General features: G+C 64.0%; 15 protein-coding genes. 8 read left to right on the top strand and 7 right to left on the bottom strand.

Features of this window, described 5'->3' with window-relative positions; translation table 11 throughout:
* Together ABIB80_RS13810 and ABIB80_RS13815 are read right to left on the bottom strand one after the other, a co-directional pair.
* Window positions 1–1545: an acyl-CoA synthetase gene (locus ABIB80_RS13810; RefSeq protein WP_354127672.1), complete on the bottom strand. Its 1545-nt coding sequence runs from the start codon at window positions 1543–1545 to the stop codon at window positions 1–3.
* A gap of 129 nt (window positions 1546–1674) precedes the next feature.
* Window positions 1675–2484 (bottom strand): crotonase/enoyl-CoA hydratase family protein, encoded by an 810-nt coding sequence (locus ABIB80_RS13815; RefSeq protein WP_354127673.1) that lies wholly within the window; start codon window positions 2482–2484, stop codon window positions 1675–1677.
* Window positions 2485–2600: 116 nt separating this feature from the next.
* Here ABIB80_RS13815 and ABIB80_RS13820 point away from each other — a divergent pair, with 116 nt between their 5' ends.
* Together ABIB80_RS13820 and ABIB80_RS13825 are read left to right on the top strand one after the other, a co-directional pair.
* On the top strand, window positions 2601–3473 hold the full coding sequence (locus tag ABIB80_RS13820; protein WP_354127674.1) for an SDR family oxidoreductase: 873 nt from the start codon (window positions 2601–2603) through the stop codon (window positions 3471–3473).
* Between the two features lie 218 nt (window positions 3474–3691).
* Window positions 3692–5269, top strand: coding sequence for a fatty acid--CoA ligase (locus ABIB80_RS13825; RefSeq protein WP_354127675.1), 1578 nt, complete (start codon window positions 3692–3694; stop codon window positions 5267–5269).
* A 196-nt stretch (window positions 5270–5465) separates the two neighbouring features.
* On the opposite strand, the gene ABIB80_RS13830 is transcribed toward ABIB80_RS13825, so the two are convergent.
* Window positions 5466–6740, bottom strand: coding sequence for an acyl-CoA dehydrogenase family protein (locus tag ABIB80_RS13830; protein WP_354127676.1), 1275 nt, complete (start codon window positions 6738–6740; stop codon window positions 5466–5468).
* A gap of 208 nt (window positions 6741–6948) precedes the next feature.
* Between ABIB80_RS13830 and ABIB80_RS13835 the strand changes: the two genes are divergently transcribed.
* A complete protein-coding gene (locus tag ABIB80_RS13835; RefSeq protein WP_219683980.1) occupies window positions 6949–7728 on the top strand; it encodes an enoyl-CoA hydratase-related protein in 780 nt (259 codons plus the stop codon).
* A gap of 220 nt (window positions 7729–7948) precedes the next feature.
* Here the strand turns inward: ABIB80_RS13835 and ABIB80_RS13840 are convergent, their stop codons facing one another.
* From ABIB80_RS13840 to ABIB80_RS13850, 3 genes are read right to left on the bottom strand one after another with little or no spacing between them, the layout of a single operon-like run.
* Window positions 7949–8326 carry a DUF6285 domain-containing protein gene (locus ABIB80_RS13840; protein WP_354127677.1) on the bottom strand — a complete coding sequence of 126 codons (378 nt, stop codon included), beginning with the start codon at window positions 8324–8326 and terminating at the stop codon, window positions 7949–7951.
* A gap of 2 nt (window positions 8327–8328) precedes the next feature.
* Complete coding sequence (locus tag ABIB80_RS13845) at window positions 8329–9315, bottom strand: phosphotransferase family protein (protein WP_354127678.1); 987 nt, start codon at window positions 9313–9315, stop codon at window positions 8329–8331.
* 10 nt (window positions 9316–9325) lie between these two features.
* Window positions 9326–10114, bottom strand: a complete 789-nt coding sequence (locus ABIB80_RS13850; protein WP_354127679.1) for an enoyl-CoA hydratase/isomerase — start codon at window positions 10112–10114, stop codon at window positions 9326–9328.
* Window positions 10115–10281: 167 nt separating this feature from the next.
* Between ABIB80_RS13850 and ABIB80_RS13855 the strand changes: the two genes are divergently transcribed.
* The 3 genes from ABIB80_RS13855 to ABIB80_RS13865 all read left to right on the top strand — a co-directional run bounded on the left by ABIB80_RS13855 (window position 10282) and on the right by ABIB80_RS13865 (window position 13103).
* Window positions 10282–11061, top strand: a complete 780-nt coding sequence (locus tag ABIB80_RS13855) for an SDR family NAD(P)-dependent oxidoreductase (RefSeq protein ID WP_354127680.1) — start codon at window positions 10282–10284, stop codon at window positions 11059–11061.
* Window positions 11062–11170: 109 nt separating this feature from the next.
* Window positions 11171–11551, top strand: a complete 381-nt coding sequence (locus ABIB80_RS13860) for a VOC family protein (RefSeq protein ID WP_027516798.1) — start codon at window positions 11171–11173, stop codon at window positions 11549–11551.
* Window positions 11552–11825: 274 nt separating this feature from the next.
* Entirely contained in the window at window positions 11826–13103 is a 1278-nt protein-coding gene (locus tag ABIB80_RS13865) for an acyl-CoA dehydrogenase family protein (RefSeq protein WP_354127681.1), read from the top strand.
* Between the two features lie 137 nt (window positions 13104–13240).
* Here the strand turns inward: ABIB80_RS13865 and yghU are convergent, their stop codons facing one another.
* Window positions 13241–14122, bottom strand: a complete 882-nt coding sequence (gene yghU, locus ABIB80_RS13870) for a glutathione-dependent disulfide-bond oxidoreductase (protein WP_007593714.1) — start codon at window positions 14120–14122, stop codon at window positions 13241–13243.
* A 304-nt stretch (window positions 14123–14426) separates the two neighbouring features.
* Between yghU and ABIB80_RS13875 the strand changes: the two genes are divergently transcribed.
* Window positions 14427–15560, top strand: a complete 1134-nt coding sequence (locus ABIB80_RS13875) for a nitronate monooxygenase (RefSeq protein WP_354127682.1) — start codon at window positions 14427–14429, stop codon at window positions 15558–15560.
* Window positions 15561–15677: 117 nt separating this feature from the next.
* A complete protein-coding gene (locus ABIB80_RS13880) occupies window positions 15678–17195 on the top strand; it encodes an acetyl-CoA acetyltransferase (RefSeq protein ID WP_354127683.1) in 1518 nt (505 codons plus the stop codon).
* Window positions 17196–17215: the final 20 nt, after the last annotated feature.

Genomic DNA, 17215 nt, shown 5'->3' on the forward strand with positions numbered 1-17215 from the left:
TCAGATCTTCCGCCCCGCCTGCTCCCAATAGGGATCGCGCAGGCGGCGCTTGAAGATCTTGCCGGAATCTTCGCGCGGCAGCCCGGCGCGGATCTCGATGTGTTTTGGCACCTTGTAGTCGGCGAGCGAGGCCTTCAGCCGGGCGCGGATTTCGGCGGCGTCGAGCGTGATGCCCGCCTGGGGCTCGACCACGGCCATCAAGGTCTCGCCGAATTCTGCGTCGGGAATGCCGAACACCGCGCAATCATGCACGCCGGGCACGGCATGCAGAACAGACTCGATCTCTGCCGGGTAAATGTTGACACCGCCCGAGATCACCATGTCGCGCTTGCGGTCGCAGATGAAGACGTAGCCCTCTTCGTCGATATAGCCGACGTCGCCGGAGGTAATGAAGCCGTCGCGATCGATCTCGGCGCGCTTCTCCGGTTTGTTGTGGTAGGTGAAATCGGCCATCCCGGCCATGCGCGAATAGATCTCGCCGATCTCGCCCACGCCCAGCAGGCGTCCGTCATCGCCGATGAAGCGCAGCTCGGCGCCGGGCGAAATCCTGCCGACGGTGCCGGGTTTCCTTAGCGCATCCTCGGAGGTCGCGAAGGTGACGGCGCTGGATTCGGTCGAGCCGTAGAATTCGTAGATCACCGGCCCCCACCACTCGATCATGGCGCGCTTGACGTCCGCCGGACAGGGTGCTGCGGCGTGAATGATGTGGCGCAGCGAGGAGACGTCGTATTTCCTGCGCACCTCCTCCGGCAGCTTCATCAGGCGGATGAACATCGTCGGGACCATGAAGATCGTGTCGATCTTGTACCGGGCGATCAGCCCGAGAAATTCCTCGGGCTCGAAGCGCGGCATCAGCACCAGTGCACCGCCGAGTTTTCCCGCGCGGATGGCGAACGAGTTCGGCGCGGAGTGATAGAGCGGGCCCGGCAGGATCGTGCGCGCCCCGGGCTTCAGTCCGTAGATCATCGCGCGCATGCGCTCGCCGGCGGCCGCCTGCTCCGGCGTCGGCGCATTGCGCCGTACGCCCTTGGGATGGCCTGTCGTGCCCGAGGTGTAGATCATGTTCATGGGCTGCGGCACGATCGGGCCGTCATAGGGCTGGTGCTGTGCGAGCCAAGGTTCGAAATCGATCGCAAAGTCCGGCGTCTTCAGATGATCGGGATCGATCTTGTAGTTGGACAGGATCTCCGGCGGCGTCGGCACGCTGAGCACGATGACGCCTTTTGGGATCGCATCGCGCAGGGCATGCAGCATGTCGGCATGGCCGATCAGCACGGAGGTGCCGGTGTCGGTCAGGATGTAGTTGATCTCCTCCGGCTTGAAGTGCCAGTTGATCGGCACGCCGTAAGCGCCCAGCCGCATCGCGGCGTAGGCAGCTTCCAGAAAGGCAATGTCGTTGCGCATCAACATGCAGACGCAATCGCCCTGCCTGACGCCGATTTGGCTGAGGCCCGCGGCGATGCGATCGGCACGATCAGCGACCTCGGCATGGGAGCGGCTGCGCTCACCGGAGACGATGCCGAGGAAATTTGACGTTTCGCTCATTGTTGGTTTTTCTTTGTTGTTGAAGTTGCCCCTCATGGTGAGGAGGCGCAAGGCGCCGTCTCGAACCATGAGAGCCCGTGGCCCATCCCTCGAGACGCCGCTTCGCGGCTCCTCGGGATGAGGTCTGCGCTAATCCGCAAACTTCGGCGCGCGCTTCTCCAGATTGGCGCGCACCGCCTCGGTCTGGTTCGCACTGCCGATCAGCTTCTGCTGCTCGACGGACTCGGCAAGCAGCGCGGGGCCCGGATCGACCGAGAGATTGTTGAGCAGGCGTTTTGCGGCGCGGATCGCATCGGGGCTTTTTCCCGCGATCTCGCGCGCGACTTCGAGGGCGCTCGCGCGCGGGTCGTCGCAGATGCGCGTGGCGAGACCGTAAGCCATCGCCTCCTGCGCGGAGAAGATGCGGCCGGTGTAGGTGAGATCGCGCAAAATGTCGTCGCGTACGAGCGAGGCCAGGATCGGCGTGCCCGCCATGTCGGGCACCAGACCCCATTTGATTTCCATCACCGACATCCGCGCATCGGGGGTCAGGAAGCGCATGTCGGCGCCGAGCGCGAGCTGGAAGCCGCCGCCGAAGGCGACGCCCTGGATCGCGGCGATCACCGGGACCGGAAGCTGGCGCCAGCCCCACACCGCCTGTTGCGCAAAGTTCGCCTGGCCGTGCGTGCGTTTGGTGAGATCGCGATTTTCGCCACCCGGAATTCCGTTGCCGCCCTTCTCCTTCATGGCGGCAAAACGCCCCATGTCGAGACCGGCGCAGAAGGCGCGGCCCTCGCCAGACAGCACGACGACGCGCACGCTCTTGTCCTTTGAAAGCCGGTCGGTTGCGGCGACAAGGGCCTCGAACATGGCCTGATCCAGCGCATTCATCTTGTCCGCGCGCACCAGCCGAACATCGGCGACGCCTTCCGAGATCGAGATCGAGACGCGCTCTTCCATGAATGAATTCTCCCCTGGTTCCCTGCTGTTCTTGTTCGGTGCCGCTTTACAGGACGACGGCGGCCGGATTTAGTCAATCGATCAATTAATCGACAATCGCAACGGGGAAAACAGCCATGTTCAAGGAAAATCTTCTGGCGGGACGGCGCATCCTCGTGACCGGCGGCGGCACCGGGCTCGGCAAGTCGATGGCGGCGCGCTTCCTCCAGCTCGGCGCCGAGGTGCACATCTGCGGCCGGCGCAAGATCGTTTGCGACGAGACCGCGACCGAGCTGATGGCCGAGTATGGCGGCCGCGTGAGCAGCCACGGCGTCGACATCCGCAACGCGCTCGCGGTCGAGGAGATGATCGAGACCATCTTTCGCGACGGCCCCCTCACCGATCTCATCAACAACGCCGCCGGCAATTTCATCTCGCGCAGCGAGGAACTGTCGCCGCGCGGCTTCGACGCCGTCGCCAACATCGTCATGCACGGCACGTTCTATGTGACGCAAGCGGTCGGCAAGCGCTGGATCGCGTTGAAGCAGCCCGGCAACGTCGTCTCGATCACCACGACCTGGGTGCGCAACGGCTCGCCCTATGTGGTGCCGTCGGCGATGAGCAAGTCGGCGATCCACGCCATGACGATGTCGCTCGCCACCGAATGGGGCCGCTACGGCATCCGGCTGAACACGATCGCACCGGGCGAGATCCCGACCGAGGGCATGAGCAAGCGCATCAAGCCCGGCGACGAAGCCGGCGCGCGCACCAAGGCGATGAACCCGATGGGCCGCGTCGGCACCATGGAGGAATTGCAGAACGTCGCCGTGTTCCTGATCTCGGGCGGCTGCGACTGGATCTCCGGCGAGACCATCGCCATGGACGGCGCGCAGGCGCTCGCCATGGGCGGCAATTTCTACCAGCTCCGCGACTGGACCGACGACGACTGGAAAACCGCGCGCGAGAGCATCATGGCGCAGAACGAAAAGGATCGTGCGAAGCGGGGGTGACGTAGTCGTCCTGGCGAAAGCCAGGACCCATTACCACCGAATGCTTTTTGGCGAAGATTGGTCATGGCCGGTCTTCGCCAAATTGCGTTTTGTGGCTATGGGTCCTGGCTTTCGCCAGGACGACGACGTTGAAGCCATGGCGTACCTCCCCCGTCTTGTCTTCCCCTGCGGATGACGCCACACTCCGCAGCATAAGAACAAGACGGTATGGGAGAAACATGACCACACAGCCATTGGCCAATCTCGCCGACGTGGTGCGCGAGCGCGCCAAGAGCCGCGGCAACGCGATCGCCTTCGAGTTCGAAGGCCGCGTCACCAGCTTTGCCGAATTCGACGTCAAGACGAATAAAGTGGCCAACGCGCTGATCGCCATGGGTGTGAGACGCGGCGAGCGCATCGCCTATCTCGGCAAGAACAGCGACATCTATTTCGAGCTGCTGATGGGCGCCATGAAGGCCGGCGTGGTGATGGCGCCCGTGAACTGGCGGCTCGCGGGCCCCGAGGTCGCCTTCATCGTGAGCGACTGCAAAGCGCCGGTGCTGTTCGTGGGACCTGAGTTCATCGCCCTGGTCCGCCAGATCAAGGGCCAGTTGCCGGGCGTGCGCAGCGTCATCACCACCGAAGGTGGCGCGCCGGAATGGCAGGATTTTACAGCTTGGCGCGATGCACAGAGTGGCGATGATCCCAAGGTGCCGATCGACGCGAAGGACATCGCGATTCAGCTCTATACGTCGGGTACGACGGGCAAGCCGAAGGGCGCGATGCTGTCGCATGCGAACTTCCTCAACCTCGTGCAAACCGGCAATGCCGAGGACAAGCCGGAGTGGAACCGGTGGTCGACCGACGACGTGTCGCTGGTCGCGATGCCCATCTTCCATATCGGCGGTTCCGGCTGGGGCGTGATGGGGCTCTATCACGGCGCCCGCGGCGTGATCGCGCGCGAGTTCGATCCGACAAAAGTGCTGGATTTTTTCGAACAGTCCGGCATCACAAAACTGTTCATGGTGCCCGCCGCGATGCAGTTCGTGGTGCGGCAGCCGCGCGCGAGGACTGTCGATTTCTCGCGGTTGAAATACATGCTGTACGGCGCCTCGCCGATACCGGCGGCGCTGCTGAAGGAATGCATCGAGATCTTCAAATGCGGCTTCGTGCAGATGTACGGCATGACCGAGACCACCGGCACCATCGTCGCGCTGCCGCCGGAGGATCATATCGAGGGGCTGGAGCGGATGCGCTCGGCCGGCAAGGCGCTGCCGGGCGTCGAGATCGCGATCCTCGATGTCGATGGCAAGCCGCTGCCGCCGCGCGAGGTCGGCGAGATCGCGACACGCTCGGGCTCCAACATGGCAGGCTACTGGAATCTGCCGGAAGCGACCGCCGCGACGCTGCGCGGCGACGGCTGGCTGCGCACCGGTGACGCCGGCTACATGGACGAAGACGGCTATCTCTACATCCATGACCGCATCAAGGACATGATCATCTCCGGCGGCGAAAACATCTACCCGGCCGAAGTCGAGAGCGCGCTGTGCGATCATCCCGACGTCGCGGAAGCCGCAGTGATCGGCATACCCGACGACAAATGGGGCGAGGCGGTGAAGGCCGTCGTGGTGATGAAGCCGGGCAAGCAGGCGACCGCCACCGACATCATCAACTTCACCCGCGAGCGCATCGCGGGGTTCAAGACGCCGAAGAGCGTGGAGTTCCTGCCGGCGCTGCCGCGCAATCCGTCAGGCAAGATTTTGCGGCGGCAATTGCGCGAGCCGTATTGGGCGGGGAAGGATAGAAGGGTGAATTAGGCCGACTGCGAGAAGCGATGGTGCAATCGGGAGCTCCGCCCATGGCGACATCTCTGGATTGCTTCGCTTCGCTCGCAATGACGGTGTGGAGGCGGATGCGCGCCTCTCTCCTCCGTCATTGCGAGGAGCCCTTGCGACGAAGCAATCCAGACTGTCTCTCTGGAAAGACTTTGGATCGCTTCGCTCGCGATAACAGCTAATGCTTCCCCGGCCCCATATAGCCGAACAAAAATCCCGCCACCTTGCGGATCTGGATCTCCTCGCTGCCCTCGGTGATGCGGTAGCGGCGGTGGTGGCGGTAGATGTGCTCGAACGGCTTGTGGCGTGAATAGCCCATGCCGCCGTGGACCTGCATGGCGCGGTCGGCGGATTCGCAGCAGAGGCGGTTTGCCCAATAGTTGCACATCGAGACGCGGTCGGAGAGCGTGCGCTCGATCTGCTCCTCAGTGAGCTTGTCCATCTCCCAGGCGGTCTTGCGGATCAGCAGCCGCAGCATCTCGGCCTGGGTCGCAAGCTCGACCAGCGGGAACTGGATCGCCTGGTTCTCGGCCAGCGCCTTGCCGAACGGTTTTCGCTCGCGCGCATATTTCACGCTCTCGTTGATACAGTAGACCGCTGCCCCCAACGAACTCGCCGCCTGCCGGATACGGTTCTGATGGACAAAACATTGTGCCAGCGACAGGCCGCGCCCGACCTCGCCGAACAGCGCGTCCTCGGGAACGAACACGTCCGTGAAGCTGACGCGAGGATGATCGGTCGGCATGTTGAAGGTCCACATGTACTCTTCGATCTTCACGCCCTGGCTCTTGGCCGGCACCAGGAAACAGGTGATACCGCGGGCATCGCCGTCATTGCCGCTGGTGCGCGCGAACAGCGCGCAATGCGTGGCGACGTGCATGCCGGTCGTCCACATCTTCTCGCCGTTGATGATCCAACCCTTGACGTTGTCGCGGGTCGCGGGCACCGCGCGCGTTTCCATGTGGGTGGCGTCGGAGCCATGATTTGGCTCGGTCAGGCCGAAGGTGATGCGGTACTTGCCCTTGATCGAGCCATCGATCATCGCCTTCTGGTCGTCGCGTCCGTAGCGATCGAGCATGGTAGCGACGGGGAAGTTGCCGACGATGGAATGCTCGTTCTGAAGATCGTTGTGCAGGCCGAGCCCCTTGGCGGCAAAGTGCTCGCGGATCACGGCCATCCAGAGATTGGAGCCATCCTTCCCGCCATATTGCTTCGGCACCGGAAATCGCAAATGACCGGCCGCGTCCGCGAGATCCTTGGCCTTGCGCAGCAGCGCTTCCCATTCGTGGCGCGGCAGGCCGCCATTCTCGAAATCGGTGCGGGCCCATTCGCGACGATGATCGAAGAAGCGGATATTATCATCGGCCTCTTCCAGCGGCTTGATCACGCGTTCGATGAAACGGTCGAGCTCTGCGAGATAGGCGACGAGATCGGCAGGCAATGAGAAATCCACGGCTCTCTCCCGGGTGTTTTTTCGTTTTGCGTTAAGGCGCTGGGCGCAGCTTTGCTTCGCACGATTAAGGTGAGAAGAGCGTCGCCAAGTCAAGCAATGGGAGGCGTACCGGATGCGCAGGGCGCATTGCGCAATTCGATGGTGCTCTAGCGCGGTGGCGCGGTAGTATTCCGGCAATATTCCTTCACGAGAAACTGCGGGAGCGACCATGGAGCTGAAATTCTCAAAGGTGGAACGCAAGGGGCCGATCACGATCGTCACGCTGTCGCGGCCCGAGGTCTACAACGCGCTGCACACCGACGCGCATTTCGAGCTCAACAAGGTGTTCGACGATTTCTCCGCCGATCCCGAGCAGTGGATCGCGATCGTCACAGGCAGCGGCGACAAGGCGTTCTGCGCCGGCAACGATCTGAAGTGGCAGGCGGCCGGCGGCAAGCGCGGCTGGGACAAGGGCGGCTTTGCCGGCCTCACCGCGCGCTTCGACTGCGACAAGCCGATCATCGCCGCGGTCAATGGCGTGGCCATGGGCGGCGGTTTCGAGATCGCGCTAGCCTGCGACCTCATCATTGCCTCGGAGAACGCGACCTTCGCGCTGCCCGAACCGCGCGTTGGCCTCGCCGCACTCGCCGGTGGCCTGCACCGGCTGCCGCGCCAGATCGGGCTGAAGCGCGCCATGGGCATGATCCTCACCGCGCGCCACGTCAGCGCCAAAGAGGGTCTCGAACTCGGCTTCGTCAATGAGGTGGTGCCGCAGGGCGAGGCGCTCACGGCCGCGCTGCGCTGGGCTGAGATGATCACCAAGAATTCGCCGATGTCGATCCGCGCGTCAAAGCAGGCGATCCAGAAGGGCCTCGGCGTGTCGCTGGAGCAGGCGATCGAGCAGCAGCGCGACTATCCGGCCGTGAAGGCGATGGCGGCCTCGCAGGACTACATCGAGGGACCGAAGGCATTTGCGGAGAAGCGGCCGCCGAAATGGATGGGGAAGTAGCTGTTTCCGTCATGCCCGGGCTTGTCCCGGCCATCCACGCCTCACCGCGCGGCACGAAGAACGTGGATGCCCGAGACGAGCCCGGGCATGACGATGCGAAGAGAGTAGCGCGCCTGCATCAACGCCGTCATTGCGAGCGTAGCGAAGCAATCCAGAATCTTTCCGCTGAGACGGTCTGGATTGCTTCGTCGCTACGCTCCTCGCAATGACGAGGAGAGGTCTACCCGCCGCGCGACAGTTCCCGCTTGTACGATGCATAATTCGGTTGGTCGACCGCAAGCTTGTCCATCGTGGTCGCCCACAGATGCTCGGCCAACCCCGGCGTCGCGAGATCGACCTCGCCGCTCGCAATACGCTCGGCGAGTACGCGGTTGAGGTCGGTGACCGCGCCGTCCATGCCGAGCAACGCGCGCAACCGGTCCACCTCCGCGGCATCGCTCCCCTCCTCCAGCGTCAACTGCCGTGTCACGAGATCGAGAATATTGATGGCGACGCGCAGCTTGAAAGCTTGGTGGCCGGAGATCAGCGGCGCGATATCGTTGCGGAGGAAATCGGCGACTGACTTGGTCAGCTCGATCGGGGTCGGCTCGTCCTGCATGGTCAACTCCCCCGCGGCACCAGCAGCCGCAACAGATCGATCTCGGTCTCGGAGGCACGGCGTCCGATCATGGCGCGTTCCATCGAATGGTCCGGACTTTCTCGAAATCGCTGCATCATGCCGCCGCACATGATGCCCCAGCGCAGCGTGCCCATCACTTCCCAGAATTTGACACGTGATGGATCGACCTTGCGGCCTGCGGCCTCATAGCCGGCGAACAGCTCCTCACGCGAGCCAAACCCGCCGACAGGCTTGTCGATCTCGCCAAAACGCCAGGAATTAACGCAGACCCAGCCGAGATCCTCCATGGGGTCGCCGAGATGAGCGAGCTCCCAGTCAAGCACCGCGCGCACGCCGTCGGCGCCGATGATGAGATTGCCGTTGCGGAAATCGCCGTGCACCAGCGTCGTCTCGGCCGAAGGACCCGGATCGTGGTCGCGCAGCCAGCGCAGCGCCAGCTCGAACACGGGTTTGGGCCAGTCCAGACTGCGATAATCGCGCTCGAACTCGGCGATCTCCTCGGTCGCGGACCGGCTGCGCAGCTCGGGCAATTTGTCCCGCGGCAGCCCGTGCAGCTTCGCAAGCACCTCGCCAATCTGCCGCGCGAGAAGCGGCCGCGTCGCGGCGAATTCATCATCGCGAAGAATCTTGCGCGCGATGGTCTCGCCCTCGACCCGCTGCATGATGAAGCCGGTGCCGAGATCGTCGTCCGGCGCGAGCACATGCATCACGCGCGGCGACGGCACGCCGGCCTGATAGGCAAGCTGCATCAGCTGCGCTTCCGCGCCGAGACCCGCCGCGCGCGTCGGCGCCGCGCCATACCCCTTCGGCGAGCGGCGCAGGATCGCACCGATCGGCCCATCGGGATGCACGATGTCGAAGCGCCAGGTCTCCTGGCTGGCGCCGCCGGACAGTCTTGCCACGCCAGCGACACCAGTTGCGCCCGGGCACCAGCGCGCAACGCTGCGGGAGAGTTCGGCCTCGATCATTTGCCCTTGATCACCTGCCGTTGAATTTGGCCGGCCGCTTCTCCAAGAAGGCGCCGACGCCTTCGCGGAAATCATCCGTGTCGCCGGCGCGGAGCTGGCACTGGAATTCGAGATTGAGCTGATCCTCGAAGGAATTTTCCGGGCTGTCCCAGTAGAGCTTGCGGATCAGCGACAGCGCGACCGTCGGGCCGCTGGCGAGGTCATGCGCGAGCTTCATCGCCTCCTCCATCAGCACGCCGTCATCATAGACGCGGTTGACGAGGCCCCATTCCAGCGCCTTCTCGGCCGGGAGCCGCTCGCCCATCAGCGACAATTCGATCGAGCGTGCCTTGCCGATCAGCCGCGGCAAGAGCCAGGTCGAGCCGCAATCCGGCACCAGGCCGATACGGCGGAAGGCTTGAAGAAAGTAAGAGGACCGCGCGCATAAAATCATGTCGCCGAGCAGCGCGAAGCTCATGCCGGCGCCGGCCGCGGGGCCGTTGACCGCGGTCACGATCGGGCAATGCAGATTGCGGATGCGGCGCAGGAAGGGATGGAAGCCGGTCTCAAGCGTCAGGCCGGCCTTGGTCTTCTTCGACTGGTTGTTGCGGCCCTGGAGATTCGCGCCGGTGCAGAACGCCCGCCCCACGCCGGTGAGCACGACGCAGCGCACCTCGTCCTTCTTCTCCTCGATCGTGTCGAGCGCTTCCGCGAGACCGCCCAGCATGTCGACGGAGACCGCGTTCATCACCTCCTGGTGGTCGAGCTTGAGGATCGCGACCGAGCCATCGAGATCGAGCGTGACGTGTTTGAACTGCATGGTTTCCTCGTGAGTTGCGGCCTGCGCCAGTTTCGCAGACCGGAATTACTTTTGCCGGGGCGCATATTTGATTTTTGGCACGGTCTTGTCCATGGTGATCAGAGCATAGCAAGCAATCTTGCGCGCAGCGGCTGATGCGCGCATGCCAAAAAAACAGGAAACGCGCCATGAACCTTTTCGACCTTTCGGGACGGGTCGCCGTGATCACCGGCGGCAATGGCGGCATCGGGCTAGGCATCGCGCAGGCGCTCGCCGGCCAGGGCTGCAACGTCTCGATCTGGGGCCGCAATCCTGACAAGAACAGCAGCGCTGCCGCGAGCCTGGCCGGGCTATCAGGCAAGGTCGACGCGCGGGGCTGCGACGTCTCCGACCCGGCCTCGGTCAATGCCGCGATGAAGGCCACGCTCGACATGTTCGGCCGGGTCGACGGCTGCTTCGCCAATGCCGGCATCGGCGGCGGCGGCCGGCGCTCCTTCATCGAACGCACAGAGGAAGAATGGCGTGGGATGTTTGCGACCAATCTCGACGGCGTGTTCCACGCGTTCCAGGCGGCCGCAAAACACATGACCGAGCGCGCCAATGCGGGCGATCCCTTCGGTCGGCTGGTGGCGACTTCGAGTCTCGCCTCGATCTTCGGTACCGCCCGCAACGAGCACTACGCGGCGACCAAGGCCGCGATCAACGCGCTGGTGCGCGCGCTCGGCGTTGAGCTGGCGCGCCACGGCGTCACCGCGAACGCGATCCTGCCCGGCTGGATCAAGAGCGACATGACCTCGGGCCTGATGGCCAACGAGAAATTCGTCGCAAACGTGATGCCGCGCATTCCGGTGCGCCGCTTTGGCGAAGCCAGCGATTTCGGCGGCATCGCAGTGTATCTGATGAGCAAGGCGTCGTCGTACCACACCGCGGATACGTTCGTGATCGACGGCGGCTATACGGCGTTTTGATTCTCGTAGCCCGGATGGAGCGCAGCGCAATCCGGGACGGCCAAAAGCAAACAAGACCCGGATTACGCTGCGCTCCATCCGGGCTACAAGATGAGGGAAATAGGGCAAAATGTTTTCACACGTGATGATCGGCACCAACGACCTCGACAAGGCCAAGGCCTTCTACGACAATTTGCTGTCCACGCTCGAGGTGCGGCCGGCGCGGGTCGACGGCCATCGCATCTTCTACATCACCAAGACCGGCGTGTTCTCGGTGACGAAGCCAATCAACGGCGAAGCGGCGACGCCTGCGAATGGCGGCACCATCGGCTTTGCCGCCAACTCGCCGGAGCAGGTCAATGCATGGCATACGGCCGGCATCGCTGCCGGCGGCGTTCCTTGCGAAGATCCGCCCGGCATCCGCCAAGGCCCGGGCGTCAACCTCTATATCGCGTATTTGCGCGACCTCGACGGCAATAAGATCTGCGCCATGCATCGGATGGCGAACTAACCACAGCAAACACTGTCATTCCCCGCGAAGGCGGGGAATCCAGTACGCCGCGGCTTCTCGATTCAATCATGTCCGTCACGGAGTACTGGATCGCCCGCCTTCGCGGGCGATGACAGCAGCGCTCGCGGCAACCGTCCCATTCAAACAACATTTCAAACGCCCTGCGATATTCCATCGTATGGCATGGCTCGCTCTAGAAAATGCGCGCTCGCACTTTGGCGACGCTGCGACTATTCTCCGGGTCAACGCGATCTCAGCGACCCCGGAAGGAACAATGACAAAACACACCTATATTCCCCGCACCACCAACTACACCCTCAATCCCGGCGACGAGCTCAACGACCTCAGGATGTCGGACCAGGTCCGGCCGCTCTATGATCACGTCAGGAAGTTCATCCGCGACACCGTCGAACCGATGTCGATCGAATTCGCCAAGGCAGGCGAAGGGAAACAAGACCGCTGGAGCTTCACGCCGAAGCAGCTCGAGGTACTGGAGAAGGCCAAGAACAAGGCCAAGCAGGAAGGCCTCTGGAACTTCTTCCTGCCCGACGACGAGACCGGCCAGGGCCTGAAGAATCTCGACTACGCCTATATCGCATCCGAGCTCGGCAAGAGCCCGTTGGCCTCGGAGAGCATGAACTGCTCGGCGCCTGACACCGGCAACATGGAGGTGCTGGAGCGCGTCGGCACCGAGGAGCAGAAGGAGAAGTGGCTGAAGCCACTGATGAACGGCGAGATTCGCTCGGCCTATGTCATGACCGAGCCGAACGTCGCCTCCTCCGATGCCAAGAACATCTCGACCACCGCCAAGCTCGTCGGCGACGAATGGGTCATCAACGGCGAGAAGTATTACATCTCCGGCGTCGGCGATCCCCGCTGCAAGATCCTCATCGTGATGGTGAAGACCAATCCGGATGCGGCGCCGAGCAAGCAGCAGTCGCAGATCCTGGTGCCGCGCGACACGCCCGGCGTCGAGGTGCTCGGTCCCATGTACGTGTTCGGCCAGGACCACGCGCCGCGCGGCCACATGCACATGCGCTTCAACAACGTGCGCGTGCCCAAGGAGAACATTCTGCTCGGCGAAGGCCGCGGCTTCGAGATCTCGCAGCTTCGGCTGGGCCCCGGCCGCATCCACCACTGCATGCGCACCATCGGCAAGGCCGAGAAGGCACTCGACCTGATGGTGCAGCGTGGCCTCACCCGCGAAGCCTTCGGCAAGAAGATCGCCCATCTCGGCGGCAACATGCAGATCATCGCGCAGGCGCGCTGCGAGATCGAGGCGATGCGGCTGATGGTGCTGAAGGCCGCCAAGGCCATGGACGTGCTCGGCAACAAGGAGGCTCGTGTCTGGGTCTCCATGGTCAAGGCCATGGTGCCGGAGCGCGCCTGCAAGATCATCGACCAGTCGATCCAGATGCACGGCGCCACCGGCATCTCGCACTGGACCCCGCTCGCCGAGATGTATCAGGACGTCCGCCACCTGCGCTTCGCGGATGGTCCGGACGAGGTGCACTGGATGGTGGTGGGACGCCACGAGCTGAGCATGGCGTGAGGTCTCGCCAAGCGCGGCCCTGCCGTAGGGTGGGTTAGCGAAGCGTAACCCACCACTGTTCGTCTCCGGGGAAGCGAAAGAGGTGGGTTACGCTAGCGCTAACCCACCCTACAATACTGCGATGTTCAGCGATGCGCCTACGACGCGGCCACCTCGCCGACCTTGTCCTGCGTCCTGGTCTCGAAGTCGCTGGCGTCGTGACGCTCGTGGAGCTGGCTGGCGGGATCGCCGGAGACACGGTTGACCATGCGGCCGCGCTTGACGGCCGGACGCTTGGCGATCTGGTCGGTCCAGCGCTGCACGTGCTTGTAGTCCTGCACGGAGAGGAATTCGCCCGCGCCATAGACCAGCCCCTTGGCGAGCGCGCCGTACCAGGGCCACACCGCCATGTCGGCAATGGTGTATTCGCTGCCGGCGAGATATTCGTTGTCGGCGAGCCGGCGGTCGAGCACGTCGAGCTGGCGCTTCGTCTCCATCGCGAAACGGTCGATGGCGTATTCGATCTTGGTCGGCGCGTAGGCGTAGAAGTGGCCGAAGCCACCGCCGAGATAGGGCGCGCTGCCCATCTGCCAGAACAGCCACGACATCGCTTCAGTGCGGCTCTTGATGTCCTTCGGCAGGAAGGCGCCGAACTTTTCGGCGAGGTAGAACAGGATCGAGCCGGACTCGAACACCCGGATCGGCTCCGGGCCGGAGCGGTCCATCAGCGCCGGGATCTTGGAATTCGGATTGATGTCGACAAAGCCGCTGCCGAACTGGTCGCCGTTGCCTATTCTGATCAGCCAAGCGTCGTATTCCGCGCCCTTGTGGCCGAGCGCCAGAAGCTCCTCCAGCATCACGGTGACCTTGACCCCGTTCGGCGTCGCCAGCGAATAGAGCTGGAAGGGATGCTTGCCGACCGGCAGCTCCTTGTCGTGAGTGGGACCGGCGATGGGACGGTTGATGCTGGCGAACTGCCCGCCGTTCTCCTTGTTCCAGGTCCAGACTTTGGGCGGCACGTAGGCGGGGGTGTCGGTCATGAGGGGGCTCCGGCGAAAAGATGCGTCTGCATTAATTAGCCCACGGACGGCCGATGGCAAGCCCTGCCGGCCCTGCGTCCGGCGCGGGCCTCGCGACCGCGTCATGCATCCGACGTTGCCGAGGACGACCTGCACCAGAGGCCGCATCTGTCGAGCCATGCGTGCGGCTTCGCGTAACACGGCGTGTGCACGCAAGATGCGCCGCCAAATCCGGATTGGCATAGCGCAAGACGATGGTCTAGCGTCGATGAGCCTTCGCTCAAGATTGCGACAACAGCAACGCGAAGGCCCGCCGGAGGGAACGATGAAATCGCCGATCTGCGACATGCTGGGCATCGATTTCCCCCTGCTCGCCTTCAGCCATTGCCGCGATGTCGTCGCCGCCGTCAGCCGGGCCGGAGGCTTTGGCGTGTTAGGTGCCACCGTGCACACGCCGGATACGCTGGAGCGCGAGCTGAAATGGATCGACGATCACGTCGACGGTAAGCCCTACGGCGTCGACGTGCTGATCCCCGAAAACATCTCGACCTCGGGCGAAAAGGACGTCACCTGGAAGAGCCTTGAAGCGCGCGTGCCTCAGGAGCACCGCGACTACACGCGCAATCTCCTGAAGAAATTCGACATCGAACTCACGACCACCGAGGTCGCCGACAACCAGCCGCAGCCGTTCGATGGCAGGACCGCGCTAGAGCTGCTGGAGGTCTCGTTCAAGCACCCGATCCGCCTGATCGCCAATGCGCTTGGCGTGCCGCCGAAGGCCATGATCGAGATGGGCAGGAAGCACGGCGTGCCGGTTGCGGCGCTGGTCGGCGCCAAGGAGCACGCACTGCGCCAGGTCGCGGCCGGCGTCGATATCCTCGTGGTCCAGGGCACCGAAGCCGGCGGCCATTGCGGCGAGGTCTCGACCATGGTGCTGGTGCCGGAGGTGATCAAGGCGATCAAGAATATCCGCGACGTGCCGGTGCTCGCCGCCGGCGGCATCATGACGGGACGGCAGATGGCGGCCTGCATGGCGATGGGTGCCGCGGGCGCCTGGACCGGCTCGGTGTGGCTTGCCACCGTCGAGTCGGAGACCACGGAGATCTTTCGCGAGAAGATGATCGCGGCATCGTCGCGCGATGCGGTGCGCTCGAAGGGCCGCACCGGAAAGCCGGCACGGCAGCTTCGCTCGGTCTGGACCGATGCCTGGGACCGCGCACCCGAGAGCCCCGGCGCATTGCCGATGCCGCTGCAAAGCATCGTCAGCCGCGACGCCTTCAACGCGATCGACCGCGCGGCGGCGGGCGGCAATGCCAAGGCGCGCGATCTCGTGAGTTACTTCGTCGGCCAGGGCGTCGGGCTGATCGACAGCGTGAAATCGGCCGGCGCCGTGGTGCAGGAGTTCAAGGAAGAGTTCGCCGAAGCCGTCGAGCACATGAATGCGCTGGTGGCGGAGTGATCGCCGCACACCGTCATTGCGAGCGCAGCGAAGCAATCCAGACTCTCACCGCGGACAGATCCTGGATTGCTTCGCTGCGCTCGCAATGACGAAACAACTGACATCGTGAACTGAAGCATGACAGACAAGAAAAATACCCCCGAAGACCGCATCCCCGTCATCGTCGGCATCGGCGAGATCGTCGACCGCCCCAAGGAGATCACCGAGGGCCTCGAGCCGCTGGACCTGCTCGAACAGGCCTTGCTGCGCGCGGAAGCAGACGCCGGCGCAAAGCTGCTCGGGGAGGTGCAATCGCTCGACGTCGTCAACTTCCTGAGCTGGCGCTATCGCGATCCGGAGCAGTTGCTGGCGCAACGACTCGGCATCTCGCCCGCGCATTGCTATTACGGCCCCGTCGGCGGCGAGAGCCCGATCCGCTATATCCACGAGGCAGCAAAGCGCATTGCGCGCGGTGAATGCAGTGTTGCCGCTGTCTGCGGCGCGGAGGCACAGTCGACGGCGACCAAGGCGGAGCGCGCCGGCGCGAAGCTGCCATGGACGCCGTTCGCCCATGACGTCGAGGAGCCGAAACGCGGCGCAGCGTATCAGAAGCCGCTGGCGCAGAAGCTCGGGGTGTTCCGGCCCGTCACGGTGTATCCATTCTACGAGGCCGCCTCCTCGGCGTATTGGGACCAGACGCCGCGCGAAGCGATGGCGGAGTCAGGCGTGCTGTGGTCGCGCTATTCAGAAGCCGCCGCGCAAAATCCAAATGCCTGGCTGAAGCGGCGCTATGCGCCCGACGAAATCACGACGCCGACCGCGGACAACCGCCTGATCGCCTGGCCCTACAACAAGCTCATGGTTGCCAACCCTAGCGTCAACATGGGCGGCGCGCTGCTGCTCACCAGCCTCGCCAGGGCGCGTGCGGCAGGCATCGCCGAGGACAAGCTCGTCTACCCGCTCGGCGGCGCCTCGGCCGAGGAACCGCGCGACTATCTTTTGCGCGACCAGTTTTACGAGAGCCATTCGCAGAACGCCGTTTTGAAGGCCGTGATGGATCTCGCCGACGGCGACGGCAAGAATTTCGACGCGATCGAGCTCTATAGCTGCTTCCCGTGCGTGCCCAAAATGGCGCGGCGGACGCTGGGCCTGGGTGCGGACGTGCAGCCGACCGTAACAGGCGGCCTCACCTTCTTCGGGGCGCCGCTCAACACCTACATGACCCATGCGGCCTGCGCGATGGTGCGGCGCCTGCGCGACGGCGCCAAGCTCGGCCTGCTCTACGGCCAGGGCGGCTTCGTCACCAAGCATCATGCGCTGGTGGTGTCGAAGGCGCCGCCGCGTGAAGCATTGGCACAGGAGACGAGCGTGCAGGCGGCGGCGGACCGCAACAAGCGCGCGGTGCCGGAGTTCGTGACGGAGCCGAGCGGCATGGGCAAGGTCGAGAGCTTTACGGTGCTCTATGGCCGCAGCGGCGATGTCGAGCATGGCGTGGTGATGCTGCGGACGGAAGACGACAGGCGCACGCTGGCGCGGATTCCCGCGGGCGACACGGCGACGTTGGCGCAAGTGCTGAACATGGACCGCACGCCGGTGGGTTCGCTGGGCGAGATCACGACGGCCGCGGATGGCGTTCCGGAGTGGCGCGTGGCGTAGTCTCGTAGGGTGGGTTAGCC

Origin of the sequence: Bradyrhizobium sp. i1.15.2 (assembly GCF_040548425.1) — a bacterium.
Classification (GTDB): domain Bacteria; phylum Pseudomonadota; class Alphaproteobacteria; order Rhizobiales; family Xanthobacteraceae; genus Bradyrhizobium; species Bradyrhizobium canariense.

What these genes read in the sequence shown, in the direction of transcription:
- ABIB80_RS13875 (WP_354127682.1), top strand. Translation starts at nt 14,427, where the DNA reads ATGAAATCGCCGATCTGCGACATGCTGGGCATCGATTTCCCCCTGCTC.
- ABIB80_RS13865 (WP_354127681.1), top strand. Translation starts at nt 11,826, where the DNA reads ATGACAAAACACACCTATATTCCCCGCACCACCAACTACACCCTCAAT.
- ABIB80_RS13840 (WP_354127677.1), bottom strand. Translation starts at nt 8,326, where the DNA reads ATGCAGGACGAGCCGACCCCGATCGAGCTGACCAAGTCAGTCGCCGAT.
- ABIB80_RS13860 (WP_027516798.1), top strand. Translation starts at nt 11,171, where the DNA reads ATGTTTTCACACGTGATGATCGGCACCAACGACCTCGACAAGGCCAAG.
- ABIB80_RS13820 (WP_354127674.1), top strand. Translation starts at nt 2,601, where the DNA reads ATGTTCAAGGAAAATCTTCTGGCGGGACGGCGCATCCTCGTGACCGGC.
- ABIB80_RS13845 (WP_354127678.1), bottom strand. Translation starts at nt 9,315, where the DNA reads ATGATCGAGGCCGAACTCTCCCGCAGCGTTGCGCGCTGGTGCCCGGGC.
- ABIB80_RS13880 (WP_354127683.1), top strand. Translation starts at nt 15,678, where the DNA reads ATGACAGACAAGAAAAATACCCCCGAAGACCGCATCCCCGTCATCGTC.
- yghU (WP_007593714.1), bottom strand. Translation starts at nt 14,122, where the DNA reads ATGACCGACACCCCCGCCTACGTGCCGCCCAAAGTCTGGACCTGGAAC.
- ABIB80_RS13810 (WP_354127672.1), bottom strand. Translation starts at nt 1,545, where the DNA reads ATGAGCGAAACGTCAAATTTCCTCGGCATCGTCTCCGGTGAGCGCAGC.
- ABIB80_RS13815 (WP_354127673.1), bottom strand. Translation starts at nt 2,484, where the DNA reads ATGGAAGAGCGCGTCTCGATCTCGATCTCGGAAGGCGTCGCCGATGTT.
- ABIB80_RS13850 (WP_354127679.1), bottom strand. Translation starts at nt 10,114, where the DNA reads ATGCAGTTCAAACACGTCACGCTCGATCTCGATGGCTCGGTCGCGATC.
- ABIB80_RS13835 (WP_219683980.1), top strand. Translation starts at nt 6,949, where the DNA reads ATGGAGCTGAAATTCTCAAAGGTGGAACGCAAGGGGCCGATCACGATC.
- ABIB80_RS13825 (WP_354127675.1), top strand. Translation starts at nt 3,692, where the DNA reads ATGACCACACAGCCATTGGCCAATCTCGCCGACGTGGTGCGCGAGCGC.
- ABIB80_RS13855 (WP_354127680.1), top strand. Translation starts at nt 10,282, where the DNA reads ATGAACCTTTTCGACCTTTCGGGACGGGTCGCCGTGATCACCGGCGGC.